This window comes from Lentzea tibetensis (assembly GCF_007845675.1).
In the GTDB taxonomy this organism is placed as follows: Bacteria; Actinomycetota; Actinomycetes; order Mycobacteriales; family Pseudonocardiaceae; genus Lentzea; species Lentzea tibetensis.
Window position 1 is genome coordinate 40,233 of the sequence record NZ_VOBR01000023.1, and the last position, 18,956, is coordinate 59,188.

An 18,956-nucleotide genomic window follows, 5' to 3' on the forward strand; every position below is an offset into this window, starting at 1 on the left:
ACACGTAGAGTTGGCGTCATGGTCAAGGAACGCGGGCAGAAGGTGATCGCGTCGAACCGCAAGGCTCGGCACGACTACACCATTCTGGACACCTACGAGGCGGGCATTCAGCTCGTCGGCACCGAGGTGAAGAGCCTGCGCATGGGCCGGGCGTCCCTTGTGGACGCCTTCGCCCAGGTCGACGACGGCGAGATCTGGCTGCACGCGCTGCACATCCCGGAGTACGTCGCGGGGACCTGGACCAACCACGAGGTCCGGCGCAAGCGGAAGCTGCTGCTGCACAAGAGCGAGATCGAGCGGTTGATCGGCAAGACCAAGGAGTCCGGTCTGTCGCTCATTCCGCTGCAGATGTACTTCAAGGACGGTTACGTCAAGGTCGAGCTGGCGCTCGCGAAGGGCAAGAAGTCGTACGACAAGCGCCAGGACCTCGCCAAGCGCGACGCCAACCGCGAGATCGCGAAGGCGCACGGCCGTGCCTTGAAGGGCCGCTACTGAGCACCGGCCTGGTGGACGTCCACGTCCACTTCATGCCCCAGAACGTCCTCGACAAGGTGTGGGCGTACTTCGACCACGCCTCCGAGCACTACGGCGTCGACTGGGGCATCCACTACCGGCTCGACGAGAACGCCCGGCTCGCGACACTGCGCGAGCTGGGCGTCGTCGCGTTCGCGCCGCTCGTCTACCCGCACAAGGCGGGCATGGCGACCTGGCTGAACGACTGGGCGATCGACTTCGGCACCCGGACGCTCGGCGCCGTGCCGACCGCGACGTTCTTCGCCGAACCCGGCGCCGACTCCTACGTGAAGGACGCGCTGGAGCGCGGTGCCCGCTGCTTCAAGGCCCACGTGCAGGTCGGCGGCTACGACCCGCGCGACCCCCTGCTCGACCCGGTGTGGGGGATGCTCGCCGAAGCCGGGGTGCCGGTCGTCGTGCACTGCGGGAACGGGCCCATCCCCGGAGCGCACACGGGACTCGACGTGTTCGCCGCCGTGCTGGCCCGGCATCCGCGGCTCGCCGCGGTGATCGCGCACGCGGGGATGCCCGACTACCTCGGCGCGCTGGACCTGGTCGCGCGGTATCCGAGGGTGTGCGCGGACACCACGATGGTGGGTGTCCCGTTCTCCGAGGCCCAGGCGCCGCTGCCCGCGGACTGGGGCGCTCGGCTCGCCGACGTCGGCGACCGGATCGTGCTCGGCAGCGACTTCCCCAACATCCCGTACCCCTACGAGGTCCAGCTCGAGGCCATCTCGTCGTGGGGGCTCAGCACCGAGGCCGAGCGGGCGATCCTGCACGACAACGGCCTGCGGCTGCTCAGCCCAGGTTGAGATAGGCGAGCACGGCCCGCACCCGGCGGTGCTCCGTGTTCGTCGGCTCCAGGCCGAGCTTCGCGAAGATGTTGCCGACGTGCTTCTCCACCGCGCCGTCGGACACGACCAGAGCGGCCGCGATCGCCGCGTTCGACAGGCCCTGCGCCATCAGGCTCAGCACCTCGCGTTCGCGCGGGGTGAGCGAGTCGACCGGGCTCTTCTTGCTGCGCACCATGAGCTGCGTGATCACCTCGTGGTCGATGCTCGTGCCGCCGTCGGCGACCCGGCGCACCGCCTCGACGAACTCCGACACGTCCGCCACCCGCTCCTTCAGCAGGTAGCCGACCCCGCTCGCACCGCCAGCCAGCAGCTCGACCGCGTAGCGCTCCTCGACGTACTGCGACAGCACGAGCACCGGCAGGTTGGGCGTCCGCTTGCGCGCCTCGATGGCGGCGCGCAAGCCCTCGTCGGTGAACGTCGGCGGCATCCGCACGTCCACGACGCACAGGTCGGGGGAGTGCTCGGCCACCGCGTCCAGCAGGTCGTCACCGTTCTCGACGGCCGCGACCGTCTCGATGCCCTCGTCGGCCAGCAGGCGCTGCACGCCCTCCCGCAGGAGGACGGAGTCCTCGGCGATCACCACGCGCACGGCAGCTCCGCTCGGATCACGGTCGGCCCGCCAGCCGGGCTCACGACCACAACAACACCGTCGATCGTGGCGGCCCGGTCCGCCAGGCCGGCGAGCCCGCCGCCCGGACGCAGCTCCGCGCCGCCCTGACCGTTGTCCGTCACCTCGACCAGCACGCCTGCCTCGGTCCGGTTGACCTTGACCTGCGCCTTCGTGCCGTTCGAGTGCTTCGTGACGTTCGTCAGCGCCTCGGCGACCGTGAAGTACGCCGCGCTCTCCACCGATGTCGGCGGCCGCGGCTCCACGTCCACCTGGAGCTGGACCTCGATCGGGCAACGTGCTGCCAGCGCGCTCAGCGCCGCGTCCAACCCCCGGTCACCCAGCACCGACGGGTAGATGCCCCGCGCCAGGTCGCGCAGCTCCTTGATGGCCAGCTTGGCGTCGGCGTGCGCCTCCTCCAGCAACTGCGCGGCACCCGCCGGGTCGCTGTCCATCTTCGACTTCGCCCTGCCCAGGCCCATCGCGACGGCCACCAGCCGCTGCTGCGCGCCGTCGTGCAGGTCGCGCTCGATGCGCCGCCGCTCGGCCTCCGCCGCCTCGACACCCCGCGCCCGGCTCGACTGGAGCCGCTCCGTCTCGACGCTCAGCAGCTCGGCGCGCGTCGGACCCAGCATGGACTTGGCGAACCCGCCGTGCGCCTGGCCCAGTGCCCGCGTGGCCAGCAGCGCGAGCGGCAGCAGTGCCAGCCCGCCCGCCGCCAGCGGCAGCGCGGTGTCCCAGGAGTCGACGGTCCAGAAGCCGGTGAACTCGATGTCGAACATCGAGTACTCGATCCAGAACGGCACGGCGAGCAACGACCCGACCACCGACCACATGGCGACGACCAGCGAGAACTCGATGGCGCCGACCGGGAGCATCAACAGGAAGTAGGCGAAGCTGCGCCACACCACCGGGTCCGTCACCCGCTGCTTCAGCCGGTTCTGCATCGAGCCGTCCACCGGCTTGAACACCGGATCCGGGATGTCCACGCGCAACGCCCCGCGCACCCACGTGCGCTCCAGCGCGGCGGCACCCCTGGTCAGCTCGAGCATGCCGTAGAGCAGCACCAGTCCCACGCCGATCGCCGAGAGGCCGATCCCCGTGAAGAACAACGTCGTCAGGACGACGAACCAGAAGATGCCAGTCGCCAGGTTCAGCAGCAGGTACAGCCCGGCAGCGAGGGCGTTCGGTTTCCTCATACGTCCAAGCATCGCGTTGTCGCTGGTCAGAGACCATGCGGTCAACCAGCGTGCTGATGGTGGGGACAGCCCTACCAGTCCTGGAATGAACTGGTTGGACCGCGTCGTTATGCTATGCGTACCACTACAAGGGGGTGAACGGTTTCGACTGTGGACGTTGATTCAGGGGAAGCGTGCCGGTGCAGGCGAGAGACCACCGCAAGCGTCATCGCAAACCAATAAGCGCCACGTCTAACGACCAGCGCACCGCTTACGCTCTTGCTGCCTGACAGCGAGTAGCGGCGGTTGTCGGCCTAGGAGCGCCTTCGGCCTAGTTCCCGGCATCAGCTAGAAGGCTTACCAGCAGTCTCGGTCGCGGGGACTGTTCGGGAAACTCACAGCGACTGGGCCTGTCACATCAGCTCGTTCGCATGACTGATGGGGTCAAGTAGAGGCAGAGCGGACTGCGCACGGAGAAGCCCTGATGAGCCGCCAGAGGACCCGGGTTCGATTCCCGGCACCTCCACTCTTGGGGGGCGAGTGCTCGTGGAGAGCACTCGCCCCTTTCGTTCCGGGTGTCTTCTGGGGGCCGAGCCCCCAGACCCCCAGCCGGGGGCTCCGCCCCCGGACCCCCGGTTCGGGCTTCGCTTCGCTTGCCCGCCCCGGACCGTTGGCCTTCGCTTCGCTTGGCCGCCCTGCGCGGTGGGTGCGGTGGTGCGGTGGGTGCTCGGCCTTTTGCTTTGCTCAGTTAGTCCTGCTCGCTTGGCCCATCGGCTGATGGGGTGGTCGTGGCCGCTAGGTACGTTGGTTTGGCGTTAAGTTGGCCGGATGAGCAGCGAGCTGGGTGTTCGGGCGCGGGTGTTGCGACGGAAGCCTATTGAGCAACTGGTGCACCCTGGGGGTGGACTGCAGAAGACGCTCGGGGTCGGGCACCTCACGATGATCAGCATCGGAGCCACGCTCGGTACCGGCATCTTCGTGGTGCTCGGTGAGGCCGTTCCGGCCGCCGGACCCGCCATCGTGTTGTCGTTCGTGCTGGCCGGGTTCACCGCCCTGTTCTCCGCGTTGTCCTATGCGGAGCTCGCCGGGCTCATCCCCGCCTCCGGGTCGTCCTACTCCTACACCTACGCCACGCTCGGCGAGCTGATCGCCTGGGTCTGCGGCTGGTGCCTCGTGCTCGAGTACGGCGTGTCCGTCGCCGCCGTCGCGGTCGGGTGGGGGCAGTACGTCAACGAGCTGCTGGACCTCGTCGCCGGCGTGCGCATTCCCGACGTGCTGAGCCAGCCGCCCGGCGCGGGCGGAGTGGTCAACATCCCGGCCGTGCTGATCGTCGTGCTGGCGATGCTCGTGCTGCTCGGTGGCGCCAAGGGCTCCGCCCGGACGAACACCGTGCTCGTGCTGATCAAGGTCGGTGCGCTGATCATGTTCTGCGCCGTCGCGTTCACCGCGTTCAAGGCGGGCAACCTGAAGCCGTTCTACCCGCTCGGCCTGGCGGGCATGAGCGCGGGCGCGGCCACCCTGTTCTTCTCCTACATCGGGTTCGACGCGGCCTCCACCGCCGGTGAGGAAGCCAAGAACCCGCAGCGCGACCTGCCTCGGGCGATCATCCTGTCGCTGGTCGTCATCACCGCGCTGTACTGCGCCGTCGCACTGGCGGCCGTCGGCGCGATGCCGTGGCAGCAGTTCGAGGGCTCGGAGGCCGCGCTCAGCCGGGTGCTCACGGACAACGTCAGCGGCGCGATCTGGCCGATCCTGCTGTCGATCGGCGCCGTCGTCGCCACGACGAGCGTGGTGCTGACCGTGTTGTACGGACAGACGCGCATCCTCTACTCGATGTCGCGGGACGGGCTCGTGCCCTCGTTGTTCGCCAAGCTCAACAAGAACGGCGTGCCGTACCTCAACACGATCATCATCGGCTCGTTCATCGGCGTGCTGGCCGCGCTGGTGCCGCTGGGCGCGCTCGCTGACGCGACGAGCATCGGCACGTTGTTCGCGTTCCTGCTCGTCAACCTCGCGGTGATCATCCTGCGGCGGACGCGGCCGGACGCGCCCCGCGGGTTCCGGGTGCCGTTCTCGCCGGTCACGCCGATGCTGGGCGTGGCATTCTGCGTGTACATGATGTTCAGCCTCGGCTTCGCCACCTGGGTCGCGTTCCTGGCGTGGATGGTCGTCGGGCTCGCCATCTACTTCAGCTACGGGATCAGGAAGGCGAAGGTGTGACCCTGGAGTTCACCGAGGTCCGCGACGTCGAGGGGATCGCGCGCATCGCGCAGTACTTCTCCGAGGTCTGGAACACGATGGTCGACGTCCTGTCGACGGAGACGTTGCACTGCATCCGGCACGCGGGCGGCGCCGTCATCGGCGCGTTCGACGGCGACCGGCTCGCCGGTGCCACGGTCGCGGTGTTCGGGCCGCCCGCGGACGCGTCCGTGTACTCCATGATCGCCGCCGCGGACCCCGGCGTCGGGTTGCCGCTCAAGCTCGCGCAGCGGGACTGGGCGCTCGGGCACGGTGCGACGACCATGCGCTGGACCTACGACCCGCTGGTGTCCCGCAACGCGCGGTTCAACCTGGTCAAGCTGGGCGCGGTCGTCATCGAGTACACGGTGGACTTCTACGGGCCGATGCGCGACGGGGTCAACGACGGCGACGAGAGCGACCGGCTCACCGTCAGCTGGGACCTGACCGCGTCGCCGCGTCCCGAGCCGCCGGGCGGGCCTGAGGGGGAGATCCTGCGCACCGCGCCCGACGGCGGTCCGCTGGAGATCAGCGACGGGCAGCGGATCTGGTGCCGCGTACCGTCCGATGTGGTCGCTCTGCGGCGCGAGGACCCGGAGGCGGCCGCCGCGTGGCGCAAGGCCGTGCGCGGCGTCTTCACCGACGCGTTCGCCGACGGCCGCGTCGCCACCTCGATGTCCCGTGACAGCTGGTACCTGTTGGAGCGCAAGTGAAGATCGAGCGAATCGAGCTGCTGCACGTCGCGATCCCGCTGGTGTCGCCGTTCCGCACCTCCTTCGGCACGATGACGACCAAGGACACGTTCCTGCTGCGCGTCGTCACGGACGTCGCGGAGGGCTGGGCCGAGTTCGCGGCCGACCCGGAACCGCTGTACTGCTCGGAGTTCGTGGCCGCGGCGGAGATCGTGCTCGCCGACCACCTCGTGCCGCGGGTGACGCCGGACGTCACGGCCGCCAAGGTCGCCCCGCTGACCGAGGCGATCAAGGGGCACAAGCTCGCCAAGGCCACGCTGGAGACGGCGATCCTGGACGCCGAACTGCGCGCGTACGGGATGTCCATGGGCGGTTTCCTCGGCTCCGTCGCGGACCGGGTGCCGTCCGGGGTGTCGGTCGGCATCAAGGACTCGATCAAGGCGCTGCTCGCGGACGTCGAGGGCTACCTCGCCGAGGGCTACGGCCGGATCAAGCTCAAGATCGAGCCGGGCTGGGACGTCGAGCCCGTGCGCGAGGTGCGGCAGCGGTTCGGCGACATCGTGCTCCAGGTCGACGCCAACACCGCGTACGCGCTGGCCGACGCCGAGCACCTGCGGCGGTTGGACGAGTTCGACCTGCTGCTCATGGAACAGCCGCTCGACGAGGACGACATCCGCGGCCACGCGCTGCTCGCGCAACGCGTGCGCACGCCGATCTGCCTCGACGAGTCGATCACGTCGGCCAAGGACGCGGCCACCGCGATCGCGCTCGACGCGTGCCGGGTCGTGAACATCAAGCCCGCGCGCGTCGGTGGTTACCTGGAGGCGCGGCGCATCCACGACGTCTGCGTCGCGCACGGGATTCCCGTGTGGTGCGGCGGAATGCTCGAGACCGGTGTCGGTCGCGGGCCGAACCTGGCGCTGGCCGCGTTGCCGGGGTTCGTGCTGCCCGGTGACGTGTCGGCGTCGCGGCGGTACTTCGCCGAGGACATCACCGAACCGTTCGAGCTCGTCGACGGGCACATGACCGTGCCGACCGGGCCGGGTATCGGTGTCGACCCGATCCCGGAGACGTTGCGGCGCTTCACGACTGCGACCAGAACGCTCTACAGCGCCTGAAGTTCGCGCGCCATGTTGGCCCGCGCGGTGGACTCCCAGAGTTCGCGGGCGGGCTTCGTGACGTAGAGCGGGTCGCGCGACAGCAAGGTGGACAACACCTTCGCGCGCCCGGCGCGCCACGCCTCGTCGTCGTACATCGCGTACTCGGCGCGCACGGCCACCCGGTACTCGTCGTACTCCTGTTGCGGTGCACCGAGAATCGCGAGGTCGGCGTCGAGCAGCGCGCGGGCCAGTTCGTCGTCGGACGAGTGCGTGATGGTCGCCAGCACGAGCGAGGAGACGCGGTCGACGTGCTCCGGAGCGAGGTCGGTGAGATGGCTGCGCGCCCACGCGGCGCTCGCGCGTTCGTCGTCGCCGGGCTTCGAGTCGTAGACGACGTCGTGCGCGCAGGCGGCAAGAGTGAGCAACGCTCGCTCTTGCGCTGAGAGACCAAGAGCTTCGGCGAGCACGGCCGCGTCGCGCACGACGGCCAGCACGTGCTTCGTGTTGTGGTAGCGGCGATGCGGCTCGGCGTAGCGCTCCTCGAGATCGCCGGGGTCCGGCGTGCCGCCGAGCGTGCGGACGGCGTCCGACCAGGCCTGTCTCACGGCAGCTCGGCCTCGACGACGTCGGCCGCGGCGACGGATCCGCCCGCGCTCTGCGTCATCGCCTGCATGTCCTTGACCCGCGCGGTGATCGCCGGGTCCGTCATCACCTGCTGCACCAGCGACCGCAGGCTCTCCGGCGTGAGCACGTCCGCGTCGAGCAGCACGCCGAGTCCGAGCTCCTCGACGCGGATGCCGTTGAGACGCTGGTCGGCCATGCGCGGCGCGACGATCATCGGCACGCCGTGGATCAGCGCCTCCATGACGCCGCCCATGCCACCGTTGGTGAGGAACGCGCTGGCGTGCGCCAGCACGGAGAGCTGCGGGACGTGCCGGTGCACCTCGACGTTCGGCGGGAGGTTGCCGGGGTCGCGGCCGACGAGCACCAGCCGCCACGGCATGCCCGCCACGGCCGCGACGCACTCGCGTTCGAAGGCGCCGAGCGCGGCGAGCAGCACGGGCCGGTCGTCACCGGGCGGTTCCCAGCTGCCCTGGAACGGAGTGCGATCGGTCAGGCACGGTCCGACGAACGCGAACCGCTCGTCGAACGTGTCGCCCTCGTACTGGAACTCGCGCGGGAACAGCGCGATCCGGCGGCGCGTCAGCGTCATGAACTCGGGCAGCGGGCCGCCGAGCAGCGCGTGCACGTCGGTGAAGAACTTCATCACCTCCGGCTTTCCCCAGTCCAGCGCGACACCGGCCTCGCCGAGCGACCACTGCTGGTTGCTGGAGAGCACGGTGGCGAGCTGGATGTCGGGGATGCCCATGCGCCTGGCGATGAGCGCGCCGGACCACGTGCCGATGTCCCACAGCACGACGTCCGGTGGATCTTCGGCGAACACCTTCTCCAGCAGGGGAAGCGTCGCCACCGTCTCGACGTGGACGAGCCGCGCCGCGTCGTACAGCGACGCGGGCCACTCGGCCGGGAACGTCGTCTCGTACGGCACGGTGACGGCGCCCGTGCTTCTGATGGCCGACGTGAACTGCTCGGTCACCGGGCAGCTCACCCGGTGACCGCGGCGCACGAGCTCGGACAGCAACCCGAGCACGGGGTACACGTGCCCCGGCTCGGGCATGGAGAAAACAGCGATGTGCGCCATAGTCCAACTAACGTTGTTCGGTCCCTAATGGTTCAGGTCCTCGGCGACGATCCGCGCGAGGTTGCGCTCGGCGAGCGCGGTGATCGTCACGAACGGGTTCGCGCCGACCGATCCGGGGATCAGCGACCCGTCGGTGACGTACAGGTCCTGGTGGCCCCGGAGGCGTCCGAATCCATCAGTTGCCCGCCCCAACACGCAACCGCCGAGCGGGTGGTAGGTGAAGTCGTCCGCGAAAGCCTTGTTGTTGCCGAACAGATCATGCCGGTACGTGGTGAGGTTAGCGCGGTTGATCTCGTCGAAGAGTCCTTTCGCGGCGTTGACGGCCGGCTGGCTCTGAGAGCGCGTCCAGTCCAGCGTCAACTTGTCCGCGGCGCGGTCGAAGCGGAACGTGCCGCGCTCCGGGTTCTTCGTGATCGCCAGGTACAGCGCGACGAACGTCTCGAGCCCGGCGGGCATGGGCGCGATCTCCGCGAACACGGGACGCTGCTGGTTCGCCCAGTCGTTGATCGCGAGCGTCGGGATCGTCGACTGCTTGAAGCCGGTCGCGACGGTGCGCGCGGTCATGATGTTGCCGTTGGGGCCCCAGCCCTTGCCGACCTCGCCGCTCACGTTCGGCAGGTCGCCGTTCTCGCGGGCGCGCAGCAGCAGCTCGGTCGTGCCGAGGCTGCCCGCGCCGAGGAACAGCTTGCGGCAGCCCATTTCCTTCTGCCGCAGGACGTTGCCGGTCGTGTCGAGCTCCTCGACGGTCAGCAGGTAGCCGCCGCCGGTGCGCGGCCGGATGCGCTTGACCCGGCTCAGCGTCCTGATGCTGACGTTGCCGGTGCCGAGCGCGTCGGCGAGGTAGGTCTTGTCGAGGCTGGCCTTGCCGTGGTTGTTGCCGTAGATGACCTCGCCGGCGAGCGCGGACTTCGTTGCGCCGGCACGTTCTTCGCGTTCCATGTAGCCGAAGTCGTAGACGTTCGGCACGAAGGTCGTCTGGAAGCCGGCCTTGGTGGCGTGCTGCCGGGAGACGCGCGCGAAGTGGTAGTACTCGCTGGTCTCGAAGTAGCTGGTGGGGATGTTGTTGACGCGCAGCGTGCGGTTGGCGAGCGGGAAGAACCGGCTGTACATCTCGTTCGCGTCGACCTGCGGCAGGATCTCCTGGAAGTAGGCCCGCTGCGGCGTGACCGCCATGCCCCCGTTGACGAGCGAGCCGCCGCCGACGCCGCGTCCGACGTAGACGGACATCTCGGCGAAGTTCACCCGGTCCAGCACGCCGGTGTACTTCTCGATGTCCTTGTTGACGATGTCCAGCCAGAGCATCGTGGCCAGCGGCGCCTCGGTGCGCGTCTTCAGCCACATGGACCGCCGGTCCGGCTTCAGCATGGTGCAGAAGACCTTGCCGTCCGGGCCGGGCTGGTTCCACAGCTGGCCCATCTCCAGCATGACGGTCTTGACGCCCGCCTCGCCGAGCCGCAGCGCGGCCACCGACGCGCCGTAGCCGGTGCCGATGACGATCGCGGGAACCTCGTCCTGCGCGATGGCGCGGCCGGGCAGCGCCGTCATGCCGGCCGCGAGAGCCGACATGCCGAGGAAGCGCCGACGGGTTACGCGAAAGGAGTTCATGTTCACCGATCGTAGGGAACCTCGGGCCACTTGTGCTTTGGGTATTTCCCTCGAAATTCCGCTCTCACTTGCCCGTAGCCATTTTGCCAGAAGCTTGCCAGGTCACTGGTGACCGCGGCCGGACGGCCCGCGGGGGAGAGGAGGTGGAGCTGGATCGGCTGGTTGTTGATCCTGGGTGTGTCCTTCCACCCGAAGGCGTCCTGGATCTTGATCCTGAGGACCGGCCCGTCGGGTGTGTAGTCGACCTTTCTGCTGCGCCCACCAGGGGTTTCCACGTGATCCGGCGCCAGCTCGTCGAGTCTCGCCGCCTCCGGCCACGGCAGCAGCTGGCGGAGGATCCTGGTTGCGTCGATCTTGTTCAGGTCCGCTTTCCGGCGCGCGTTGGAAAGGTCGACGCTTTGTCTCATTTGGTCGTCGGTGATTTCCGGCCAGCCCGCTGTGTGATGCAGGAAGTCGAGTCTCGCTCGCAACCGCCTGGCTTCGTCGGTCCAATTGAGAAGCGCGATGCCTTCGGTCTCGAGGCCTTGTCTGAGTGCCTGCTGGATTGCGTTCTGGTCGGTGAGCGGGCGTTCTTTCAGGACGATCGCGCCCAGTTTCTCCTGCTCGTTGGCCACGACGTCGTTGTCCCAGCGGATGTCTCGCGCCGTGTGCAGGAGGGTGGGGGCCGCGGTCCTCGCCAGCTGCTCGTCCGCCCTCGCCGCCAGCCGGACCTTGCCGTGGGTGCGGCCCGGTTCCCGGTCGGCGATCGCGATGGCCAGCCACTCGGCGTCGCCGAAGCCCGGTGCCTCCACGGCGGTGCCGCCGGCCATCAGGTAGATGGAGCTGCCCTGGTTGCGGCGCTTGGCGATGCGTTCCGGGTGGGCCAGTGCCACTACCAGCGCTGGGTCGTGCTGGGGCCAGGAATTGTCGGTGTCGCGTGGGATAATTGTTGCAAGGGGACCCCCTGGCGGGGACCCCTGCTTCGCGCTTGCCCGCACTGTCTCAACTGGATCGGTCGACGGCGTTCCCTGCTGCCGCACCAGCTTCTCCAGCCTGCGCGCCTCACGCCGCCACCGGCCGTCCGCCCGCAGCGCGGTCACCAGATCACTGCTCGTCGCGGAAGCGTCGTCGTCGAGCAGCGCCACCACCTCGGCGGCGGTGCGCGCGCCGACCAGATCCGCCCCGTCCAGCAGCGCTCGCGCGAGCCGCGGGTGCAGTCCGAGTCCGGCCATCCGCCGTCCGCGCTCGGTGGCACCGCCGTCGTCCAGAGCGCCGAGCGCGTGCAGCACGGTGCGGCCGGCGTCGAGCGCGCCCGCGGGCGGCGCGTCCCACCACGCGAGCCCCGAACCGTCCGGCGTGCCCCAGCAGGCGAGCTCCAGCGCGAGCCTCGTCAGGTCGGCCGTCCTGATCTCCGGCTCCGGGTAGCGCGGCAGCGTCGCGTGCTCGTGCTCCGGCCAGCACCGGTAGACCCGGCCCGGCGCCTCACGCCCGGCCCGGCCCGCCCGCTGGTCCGCGACGGCCGCCGACACGCGGACCGTCACGAGCCCGGCCAGTCCGCGGCGGTGGTCGACCCGAGGGACGCGCGCGAGCCCGGCGTCGACGACCGCCCGCACGCCCGGCACGGTCAGGCTCGACTCGGCGATCGCGGTCGCGAGCACGACCCGTTGCCGGTCACCGGGGCGCAGCGCGTCGTCCTGCGCCGACGAACCCAGCCTGCCGTGCAGCACCGCGGTCTCGACGTTCAGCATCGACGCCACCCTGCGGATCTCCGCCGCACCCGGCAGGAAGACCAGCACGTCACCATCCACTTCGGACAGTGCTCGGTTGGTCGCGCGGACGACGGTCGCCTCGATGCGCTCACCGCGTGCCGACGGGACGTACGAGGTCACCGTCGGGTAGGTGCGCGCCGAGACCTGCAGCACCGGAGCGTCGCCGAGCAGCTCGGAAAGTCGTTGCGCGGCAACGGTCGCGGACGTCGCCAGGATCTTCAGGTCCGGTCGCAGGCCCGCCCGCGCGTCGAGCAGGAGCGCCAGCAGCAGGTCCGCGTCGAGGTGGCGTTCGTGGCACTCGTCCAGCAGCACGGTGTCCACTCTCGCGAGCTCCGGGTCGTTCTGCAGGCGCCGCACGAGCAGCCCGGACGTGACGACCTCGATCCGCGTCCGCCGCGACACCTTGCGGTCGCCGCGCACCGAGTACCCGACGGTCTCACCGACCTGCTCGCCGAGCAGCGACGCCATCCGCGCGGCCGCGGCACGTGCGGCGATGCGTCGCGGTTCCGCGACGACGACACGTCCCGGCAGCGCGAGCGGCACCAGCGTCGTCTTGCCCGTGCCCGGCGGCGCGACGAGCACCGCGCAGCCGCGGGCGGCGAGCGTGCCGACGACGTCGTCGAGTACGGCACGAACCGGCAGATCGGGCAGCTCCACAGTCGGTGAGTGTGTCAGGGTTGGACCATGGTCTTGATGGGAGTGGTTGCCGCGGCGGCCGTCGCCCGCACCAGCCGCGTGCTCGCGCAGTGGCGTCGCGTGCCGGAGCTGTCCCGCTCGGCGTCACCCGCGTCGGTGGTCGCCGTCGTGCCCGCGCGCAACGAGGCGGCGACGCTCCCCGAGCTGCTGCCCGCGTTGAAGGGACAGGTCGAGCGGGTGATCGTCGTCGACGACGCGTCGACCGACGGCACCGGTGACGTCGCGCGGTCGTTCGGCGTCGAGGTCGTGCACGGCGACGGTCCGCCGAAGGGCTGGGCGGGCAAGGTGCACGCGATGCACCTCGGCGTGCTGGCCTCGGACGACGAGGAATGGCTGCTGTTCATGGACGCCGACTGCGTGCCGGCTCCGGACCTCGTGCCGCGGCTCGTCGCGACCGCGGAGGAGGTCGGCGCCGACCTGGTCTCGGTGGCGGGTCTCGCCGACCGCCCGCGCCCGTCGTGGTGGTTGCTGCTGCCCGCGTTCAACACGCTGGTCTTCGAAGGGTCTCCTCCGGACGGCCGCGGCATGACGGCGCTCGCCATCGGGCACTGCATCGTGGTGCGGCGCAAGGCTTTCGAGCGCGCGGGCGGCTGGGAGGCGCTGGCCGGGACGCACGCGGACGACGTCGGCATCGCCACGGCCGTGCGCGACTCCGGCGGTGTGCCGCGCCTCGTGGATGCCACCGCGTTGCTGACCACGTCCGGGTTGGACGGTTTCGGCCAGACGTGGCGGTCGCTGCGCAAGAGCATCGTGCCGGGCGTGCAGGAGATCACCGGCAGCCGCGCGCGTGCCGTCGCGTTCCTGCTGTTCGGCGGGGTCGTGCACCTGCTGTTCGGGCTCGCGCCCGTGGTGGCCGTGCTGCGCAGGCGTTCGCTGCTCGGCGCGGTGGCGTGGGCGGCGCAGGCGTCGTCGCACCACGAGTACGTGCGGCGCTGCGGCCAGCCGCGTTCGTCCGCCGTGCTGGCGCCGTTCTCGTGGGCGTTGGTCGGCGCGTTCCTGCTGGACTGCGCGTGGCGCGTGCTGCGCGGCGGGACCGTGTGGAAGGACCGGCGCGTTGGTTGACCCGCTGCGCGACCCCGACGACCCGGAGCTGCTCGACCCGTACCGGGCGCGGGCGCTGGCTTCGCTGATCGAGACGACGCGGCTCGCCTCGGGCGCCGTCCGCTACGGCAAGATCGGCCGGGTCGGGTCCGCGCAGGTCGTCGTGAACAGGGACAACCCCCTGCCGTCCGGCAACTTCGCGTGCGGGCTGGACGGGTCGTCCGTCGAGGTCGCGGGCACCCTGCTGCGGCTCGAGCAGACGTTCGCCGACGTCGGACGCGCCGAGGCCGTCGTGTACGCGTCGCCGACGACCGTCGACGAGATCGAGGGCATCGCCGACGACTCCGGCTGGTACGCCGTCGAGGAACTGGTCGCCGTGGTGCACCGCGGTTCGGTCGCGGAGACGTCGGTGCGACGCGCGGTCGACGCCGACCTGCCGGGGATCACCGAGCTGCTGTCGGACGAGCTCATCGGCGCGCGGGAACGGCTGATCAAGTACCTCGGGCACCGGCTCGACGACCCGCGCTGCGTGCTGCTGGTCGTCGACGACGGTGCGCGGCTGGCGGGGTTCGTCGGCGGGTTCGCCGAGCACGGGGTCGGGCTGGTCGAGCAGGTGATCGTGCGGCCCGCGCGGCGGCGGCGTGGCGTTGGGCGGTCTTTGGTGCACGGTGCGGTGGCTGCCTTGCGTTCGGCGGGTGCCCTGTTGGTGGCTTCGCAGGTTGACGAGGGTGGGTCGGGGGAGCGGTTCGCTGAGGCGTGCGGGTTCGTCGCCGCCTATCCGGTGACCGCTTATGTGCGGCGGGTCGACGAACTGCTCGACTGAACGGGCCGTTGACCGGGCTCGGGCGCCCGGAACTGTCGGTGTCTCGTGGGATGGTTGTTTTAGGGGTTCCCCCGGCGGGGATTCCTGCGAAGCGCGCGGCGGCTGGGCTGCAGGCGCGGCCGTGTCAGCCGTCCGGATGGGTACGCGCGAAGTGCCGGATCGGCATGCGAAGTGTTCGGGCTGGCGCGCGACGTGTCTGGGTCTGCGCGCCAAGTCAGCTGGGTCAACGCCGGGTCAGCCGGGCCACCGTGCCAAGTCGCCCAGGTCGAGCAGATTGAGCTTCTGGACCTGTGGACAAACTCGACTGGCCTGTGGACAACTCGATGCGACGGCACCGGGAATGTCAGTGCCCCGTGGCAGAGTTGAAAACAGGGGACCCCCGACTGCGGGGACGCCTGCGTAAGCGTGTCGGCGGCCTGTGATGAGGCCGTCCAGCGGAGATATTTAGTTGCCGCGTGACATATCCTTAGCAGGGCTAAAGGAGGGCACGCGTGCGGCGGACCGAGGTGCGGTTACCGAGTGAAGTCTGGGTCCTGGTCGCCGCGAGCTTCATCATCGCGGTCGGCTTCGGCATCGTCGCGCCGGTTCTGCCGGCCTACGCATCGGCGTTCAACGTCGGCACCACCGCGGTCGCGGCGCTGATCAGCGCCTTCTCGTTCGTCAGACTCGCGTTCGCCCCGGTCAGCGGCCGGTTGGTCAGCCGGTTCGGCGAGCCCAACGTCTACATCGTCGGCATCCTCATCGTCGCCGCCGGCACCACCGCGTGCGGCTTCGCCGCCAGCTACACCGAGATGCTGATCTGGCGGTCGATGGCCGGTGTCGGCTCGACCATGTTCACCGTCGCCGCGCTCGGCCTGCTCATCCGCATCACGCCGGCGCCGATGCGCGGCCGCGCGTCCGGGCTGTGGGCGACCGGCTTCCTCCTCGGCAACATCGCGGGCCCGATCATCGGTGCCGGCCTCGCGTCGTTCTCGGTGCGCGTGCCGTTCGTCGCGTACGGCGTGATGCTGTGCGTCGCGGCGGCCGTCGTGTGGTTCTTCCTGCGCCGGTCGACGCTCACCGCGCTGGACAAGTCCGATGCCCCGACGATGACGCTGCGCACGGCTCTGCGCTCGGCCGCCTACCGCGCGGCGCTCGCGTCCGGGTTCGCCAACGGCTGGGCCGTGTTCGGCGTGCGGATCTCGCTGATCCCGCTGTTCGTCGTGAAGGGGCTGCACCACTCGCCCGCCGTGGCGGGCATCTCGCTGTCGGTGTTCGCGGCGGGCAACGCCGCGGTGCTGATGGTGTCCGGCAAGGTCGCGGACACCTACGGCAGGCGCCCGATGGCGATCGCCGGACTCGTCACCGCCGCGATCGGCACGATCTGGATCGGCTTCACGAGCACCGTGCCGCTGTTCATGGCCGCGTCGCTCGTCGCGGGCATCGGCGCCGGCCTGCTGAACCCGCCGCAGAACGCCGTGGTCGCCGACGTCATCGGCGCGAAGGGCAAGGGCGGTCCGGTGCTCGCCGGGTTCCAGATGGTCACCGACCTCGGCGCCATCATCGGCCCGCTGCTCGCGGGCTTCCTCGCCGACCAGTTCTCCTACCAGGTCGCGTTCACCGCGACCGGCGCCGCGATGCTGGTCGCGCTGGGCTTCTGGCTGGTCTCGCCGGAGACGCTGCCGCAGCACGTCGACGAGCACACGGCCGAGAGCGTGGCGAGCGAGTGCGGCTGTCTCGACGAAGGGGCGGAAGTCCCCACCGGCGAGCGCGTCGGCGGCAGGCCACGTCACCCGGAGGCGTGACCCGCGCACTCAGGTTCCACTCAGTTTGACTGGGTACGCTCGCCGCCGTGGGTGGTGCAGAGCGCAGTGCGCGGAAGAAGAAGCAAGCCGCGCGTGCGGTGTCCCAGGCCCGAGGTGGCAACGACCGCACGAAGATCATCGTCGGCGTCGTGGTCGTGGTGGTGCTCGCTGTCGCCGTGATCGGCGGCGTGCTGTGGAGCCGGTCCACTTCGGACCTCGCCGCACCGAAGCCGGACAACGTGACGTCCGCGCCGTCGGCGCGCGACGGTGCCGTTGTCGTGGTGGGCAAGGACACCGCGAAGGTGACCGTCGACATGTACGAGGACTTCCTGTGCCCCGCGTGCGGCGCGTTCGAGAAGGAGTACGGCGAGCAGATCCGCAAGGAGCTCGACGCCGGCAACCTCAAGGTGCGCTACCACATGCTGCCGATGCTCAACCGCGCGTCCAACCCCGAGGGCTACTCGCAGGAGTCCGCGAACGCGGCCCTGTGCGCGGCGGACGCGGGCAAGTTCCCGTCCTACTTCGAGGGCCTGTTCGCCGCGCAGCCGCGTGAAGGAACCGCGGGCCACGACAAGACCAAGCTCGTGAAGTTGGGCAAGGACCTCGGCATCACCGACGCGGCGTTCGAGCCGTGCGTGCAGAACGGCACCTACAACCAGATCCTCGACGACGAGATGGCCAGGGTGGGCAAGGAACCGTCGTTGCAGCGCGACGGCGCCTTCCGCGGCACGCCCACCGTCGTCGCCAACGGTCAACCCGTCGACTGGCAGAACTCCAGCTGGCTGAGCGACCTCCTCAAGAGCTGATTCCGGGAACCGGCGCCTGGCCCTGACTCCATCGGGCCAGGCGTTGTGCTTTCCCGGTCTCGGTGCGCGGCACCGTGCCGGGCGCGAGGACGTGGACGTCGCAGGTGATGCCGAGCCGCTCCCGCAGCTTCACGACGAGCTCGGCGCGCAGTTGTTCGCTGTCAACACCTTCCGCCTCGATCGCGATCTTCAACTCGGGCCGCGCCGTGCGCCGGTCCTCCACGATGAGGTAGTGCGGGCTGACCCGTTCGTCGGCGAGCAGCACGGACTCGATCTCCGTCGGGAACACGTTGACGCCGCGGATGACCAGCATGTCGTCCTTGCGCCCCAACAACTTGCTCATCCGCCTGAGCGTGCGCGGCGCACCGGGCACCGCGTCCTTCACGGTCGCGATGTCACCGGTCCGGTACCGCAACAACGGCATGCCCGTCTTCGTCAGCGTCGTGACCACCAGCTCGCCCGTCTCCGCTGGCCTGCCGTCCTCGTCGATCGCCTCGACGTAGAAGTGGTCCTCCGCGACGTTCAACATCCCTTGCGAGTCAAGGGACTCACACGCCACACCGGGCCCGATGATCTCCGACAGCCCGTAGATGTCGAGCGCCCGGATGCCCAGCAGGTCCTGGATCTGCTGCCGCATCTCCTCGGTCCACGGCTCGGCGCCGAAGACGCCGACCTTCAGCGTGGTCCCGGCCTTCAGCGCCTCACCGAGGTGGATCGCGTAGCTAGGTGTGCAGCACAACACGTCCGGCCGCAGGTCCTGGATGAGCCTGACCTGCCGTTCCGTCATCCCGCCCGAGATGGGTACAACCGTTGCGCCCAAACGCATTCCGCCGTGGTGCACCCCGAGCCCGCCGGTGAACAACCCGTACCCGTACGCGTTGTGGATGACGCTCCTGCGGGTCGCACCGGCCCCACCCAGTGCCCGCGCCATGACCTGCCCCCAGATCCGGATGTCGTGCGCCGTGTACGGCACGAGCGTCGGCCGCCCACCCGTGCCCGACGACCCGTGCACGCACACGACCTGCTCCGGCCGCGCCATCCGCAGCCCGTCCGGGTAGTGGTCCCACAGGTCCTGCTTGCTGACGGTGGGCAGCAGGTGCAGCTCGTCGAGGCCGACATCCGTGCCCGACGTCACGCCCGCCTGCTTGAGCCGTTCCGCCTGCAGCCCACCCGCCTTCAGCAGCCGGTCGACCAGGGTGCGGAGACGTCGTTGCTGCAGCTCTCGGCGCCGCTCGGGGTGCATGCCCTCGGCGTCGGGCTCGACCAGCTGCACGGCGGTGTGGGTGGTCATCACCCGGTCCTACCAGCCCAGATGCTTGTTGGGTACCCCCTGATTTTTATCTGTTCGGCCCGATGTTGTACGGTATGAGCACGCGAGAACGGCAGGGAAACCGCCGGGAACGTGGACCTTCAAGGGGCTGTGGCGCAGCTGGTAGCGCATCACACTGGCAGTGTGAGGGTCAGGGGTTCGAGTCCCCTCAGCTCCACAAGTTGTAGAACCCGTCTGGTCTAGCGGTCACCGCTGGTCAGGCGGGTTCTTTGCGTTTCACCGGCGATCACCTCTTGATC

At 69.8% G+C, this 18,956-nt stretch carries 16 protein-coding genes, 1 tRNA gene and 1 other RNA gene; 11 read left to right on the plus strand and 7 right to left on the minus strand.

Features of this window, described 5'->3' with window-relative positions:
• Window positions 1-18: 18 nt before the first annotated feature.
• Both smpB and FKR81_RS30190 read left to right on the plus strand, forming a co-directional pair.
• Entirely contained in the window at window positions 19-495 is a 477-nt protein-coding gene (gene smpB, locus FKR81_RS30185) for an SsrA-binding protein SmpB (protein WP_146357005.1), read from the plus strand.
• Window positions 492-1,325 carry an amidohydrolase family protein gene (locus FKR81_RS30190; RefSeq protein WP_235921857.1) on the plus strand — a complete coding sequence of 278 codons (834 nt, stop codon included), beginning with the start codon at window positions 492-494 and terminating at the stop codon, window positions 1,323-1,325. Before smpB ends, FKR81_RS30190 begins: the two co-directional genes overlap by 4 nt.
• Here FKR81_RS30190 and FKR81_RS30195 read toward each other — a convergent pair.
• Together FKR81_RS30195 and FKR81_RS30200 are read right to left on the minus strand one after the other, a co-directional pair.
• Window positions 1,312-1,956 carry a response regulator transcription factor gene (locus FKR81_RS30195; RefSeq protein WP_186763246.1) on the minus strand — a complete coding sequence of 215 codons (645 nt, stop codon included), beginning with the start codon at window positions 1,954-1,956 and terminating at the stop codon, window positions 1,312-1,314. The genes FKR81_RS30190 and FKR81_RS30195 overlap by 14 nt on opposite strands.
• Window positions 1,944-3,173: a sensor histidine kinase gene (locus FKR81_RS30200; protein ID WP_146357007.1), complete on the minus strand. Its 1,230-nt coding sequence runs from the start codon at window positions 3,171-3,173 to the stop codon at window positions 1,944-1,946. The genes FKR81_RS30195 and FKR81_RS30200 overlap by 13 nt, the downstream gene beginning before the upstream one ends.
• Before the next feature lie 130 nt (window positions 3,174-3,303).
• Between FKR81_RS30200 and ssrA the strand changes: the two genes are divergently transcribed.
• From ssrA to menC, 4 genes are all read left to right on the plus strand, one after another.
• Window positions 3,304-3,681, plus strand: a transfer-messenger RNA (tmRNA) gene (gene ssrA, locus FKR81_RS30205).
• A gap of 311 nt (window positions 3,682-3,992) precedes the next feature.
• Complete coding sequence (locus FKR81_RS30210; protein ID WP_146357192.1) at window positions 3,993-5,372, plus strand: amino acid permease; 1,380 nt, start codon at window positions 3,993-3,995, stop codon at window positions 5,370-5,372.
• Window positions 5,369-6,103, plus strand: a complete 735-nt coding sequence (locus FKR81_RS30215) for a hypothetical protein (RefSeq protein WP_222598448.1) — start codon at window positions 5,369-5,371, stop codon at window positions 6,101-6,103. The genes FKR81_RS30210 and FKR81_RS30215 overlap by 4 nt, the downstream gene beginning before the upstream one ends.
• Window positions 6,100-7,200, plus strand: a complete 1,101-nt coding sequence (gene menC, locus FKR81_RS30220; protein ID WP_146357009.1) for an o-succinylbenzoate synthase — start codon at window positions 6,100-6,102, stop codon at window positions 7,198-7,200. Before FKR81_RS30215 ends, menC begins: the two co-directional genes overlap by 4 nt.
• Here the strand turns inward: menC and FKR81_RS30225 are convergent.
• The 4 genes from FKR81_RS30225 to hrpB are packed head-to-tail and all read right to left on the minus strand — an operon-like array spanning window position 7,188 to window position 12,894.
• Complete coding sequence (locus FKR81_RS30225) at window positions 7,188-7,787, minus strand: HD domain-containing protein (protein WP_146357011.1); 600 nt, start codon at window positions 7,785-7,787, stop codon at window positions 7,188-7,190. The two genes, menC and FKR81_RS30225, sit on opposite strands and share 13 nt — an antisense overlap.
• Complete coding sequence (locus FKR81_RS30230) at window positions 7,784-8,884, minus strand: macrolide family glycosyltransferase (protein WP_146357013.1); 1,101 nt, start codon at window positions 8,882-8,884, stop codon at window positions 7,784-7,786. The genes FKR81_RS30225 and FKR81_RS30230 overlap by 4 nt, the downstream gene beginning before the upstream one ends.
• 24 nt (window positions 8,885-8,908) lie before the next feature.
• Window positions 8,909-10,489, minus strand: a complete 1,581-nt coding sequence (locus FKR81_RS30235; RefSeq protein WP_146357015.1) for a GMC oxidoreductase — start codon at window positions 10,487-10,489, stop codon at window positions 8,909-8,911.
• A gap of 2 nt (window positions 10,490-10,491) precedes the next feature.
• Window positions 10,492-12,894: an ATP-dependent helicase HrpB gene (gene hrpB / locus FKR81_RS30240; RefSeq protein ID WP_146357017.1), complete on the minus strand. Its 2,403-nt coding sequence runs from the start codon at window positions 12,892-12,894 to the stop codon at window positions 10,492-10,494.
• Between the two features lie 36 nt (window positions 12,895-12,930).
• On the opposite strand from hrpB, the gene FKR81_RS30245 reads away from it, so the two are divergent.
• The 4 genes from FKR81_RS30245 (at window position 12,931) to FKR81_RS30260 (ending at window position 17,387) form a co-directional block, all read left to right on the plus strand.
• Complete coding sequence (locus FKR81_RS30245; RefSeq protein ID WP_146357019.1) at window positions 12,931-13,995, plus strand: glycosyltransferase; 1,065 nt, start codon at window positions 12,931-12,933, stop codon at window positions 13,993-13,995.
• Complete coding sequence (locus FKR81_RS30250) at window positions 13,988-14,797, plus strand: GNAT family N-acetyltransferase (RefSeq protein WP_146357021.1); 810 nt, start codon at window positions 13,988-13,990, stop codon at window positions 14,795-14,797. The genes FKR81_RS30245 and FKR81_RS30250 overlap by 8 nt, the downstream gene beginning before the upstream one ends.
• 491 nt (window positions 14,798-15,288) lie before the next feature.
• Window positions 15,289-16,581, plus strand: coding sequence for an MFS transporter (locus FKR81_RS30255; RefSeq protein ID WP_146357023.1), 1,293 nt, complete (start codon window positions 15,289-15,291; stop codon window positions 16,579-16,581).
• 47 nt (window positions 16,582-16,628) lie between these two features.
• Window positions 16,629-17,387 carry a DsbA family protein gene (locus tag FKR81_RS30260; RefSeq protein ID WP_146357025.1) on the plus strand — a complete coding sequence of 253 codons (759 nt, stop codon included), beginning with the start codon at window positions 16,629-16,631 and terminating at the stop codon, window positions 17,385-17,387.
• Here FKR81_RS30260 and FKR81_RS30265 read toward each other — a convergent pair.
• Window positions 17,377-18,678 carry a phenylacetate--CoA ligase family protein gene (locus tag FKR81_RS30265; protein ID WP_235921851.1) on the minus strand — a complete coding sequence of 434 codons (1,302 nt, stop codon included), beginning with the start codon at window positions 18,676-18,678 and terminating at the stop codon, window positions 17,377-17,379. The genes FKR81_RS30260 and FKR81_RS30265 overlap by 11 nt on opposite strands.
• 123 nt (window positions 18,679-18,801) lie before the next feature.
• Between FKR81_RS30265 and FKR81_RS30270 the strand changes: the two genes are divergently transcribed.
• Window positions 18,802-18,874 (plus strand) — tRNA-Ala (locus FKR81_RS30270).
• Window positions 18,875-18,956 lie beyond the last annotated feature (82 nt).

What these genes read in the sequence shown, in the direction of transcription:
- smpB (WP_146357005.1), top strand. Translation starts at nt 19, where the DNA reads ATGGTCAAGGAACGCGGGCAGAAGGTGATCGCGTCGAACCGCAAGGCT.
- FKR81_RS30265 (WP_235921851.1), bottom strand. Translation starts at nt 18,678, where the DNA reads ATGACCACCCACACCGCCGTGCAGCTGGTCGAGCCCGACGCCGAGGGC.
- FKR81_RS30230 (WP_146357013.1), bottom strand. Translation starts at nt 8,884, where the DNA reads ATGGCGCACATCGCTGTTTTCTCCATGCCCGAGCCGGGGCACGTGTAC.
- FKR81_RS30200 (WP_146357007.1), bottom strand. Translation starts at nt 3,173, where the DNA reads ATGAGGAAACCGAACGCCCTCGCTGCCGGGCTGTACCTGCTGCTGAAC.
- FKR81_RS30235 (WP_146357015.1), bottom strand. Translation starts at nt 10,489, where the DNA reads ATGAACTCCTTTCGCGTAACCCGTCGGCGCTTCCTCGGCATGTCGGCT.
- FKR81_RS30245 (WP_146357019.1), top strand. Translation starts at nt 12,931, where the DNA reads ATGGGAGTGGTTGCCGCGGCGGCCGTCGCCCGCACCAGCCGCGTGCTC.